This window comes from Burkholderia sp. HAN2018 (genome assembly GCF_024704855.1).
GTDB classification, from domain to species: Bacteria; Pseudomonadota; Gammaproteobacteria; order Burkholderiales; family Burkholderiaceae; genus Burkholderia; species Burkholderia cepacia.
Genome location: NZ_QOBB01000556.1, coordinates 1 through 629 on the forward strand (window position 1 = coordinate 1; position 629 = coordinate 629).

General features: G+C 72.7%; 1 protein-coding gene. It reads left to right on the plus strand.

Features of this window, described 5'->3' with window-relative positions; genetic code table 11:
- Positions 1–629 (plus strand): penicillin-binding transpeptidase domain-containing protein (locus tag DPV74_RS41750; protein ID WP_257943216.1); only part of this gene is annotated, 629 nt, incomplete at both ends.

Consider the following 629-nt stretch of genomic DNA (forward strand, 5'->3'; position numbering starts at 1 on the left):
GACGACGGCGCCGCCCTCGCCCCGCACTTCGCGCGACGCATCGCGGCCGAGGTCCGGCCGGCGGCCGGCGCGCAGGTGCGCACGACGCTCGATGCGCCAGTGCAGCGCTTCGCGCGCGACACACTGATGCGCGCGCTGACCGAACTCAACGCGCCCGCGCACCGGCGCAACGTGCAGGACGGTGCGGTCGTCGTGATCGACAACGCGACCGGCGAGATTCGTGCATGGGTCGGCTCGTCCGGCGCGCTGTCGAGCGCGCGCGACGTCGATGCCGTGCTCGCGCCGCGCCAGGCCGGCTCGACGCTCAAGCCGTTCCTGTACGCGCAGGCGATCGACGAGAAACGGCTGACGGCCGCGTCGCTGCTCGACGACGCGCCGATCAACCTCGCCGCCGGCGGCGGCCTGTACATCCCGCAGAACTACGACAAGGATTTCAAGGGCTGGGTGAGCGTGCGCAGCGCGCTCGGCGGCTCGTTGAACGTGCCGGCCGTGCGCACGCTCGTGCTCGTCACGCCGCACCGCTTCGCGCGCACGCTGACCGCGCTCGGCCTGCCGCTCGCGCAGGAAGGCGACTACTACGGCTTCAGCCTCGCGCTCGGCAGTGCGGACGTCACGCTGCTGTCGCTGAC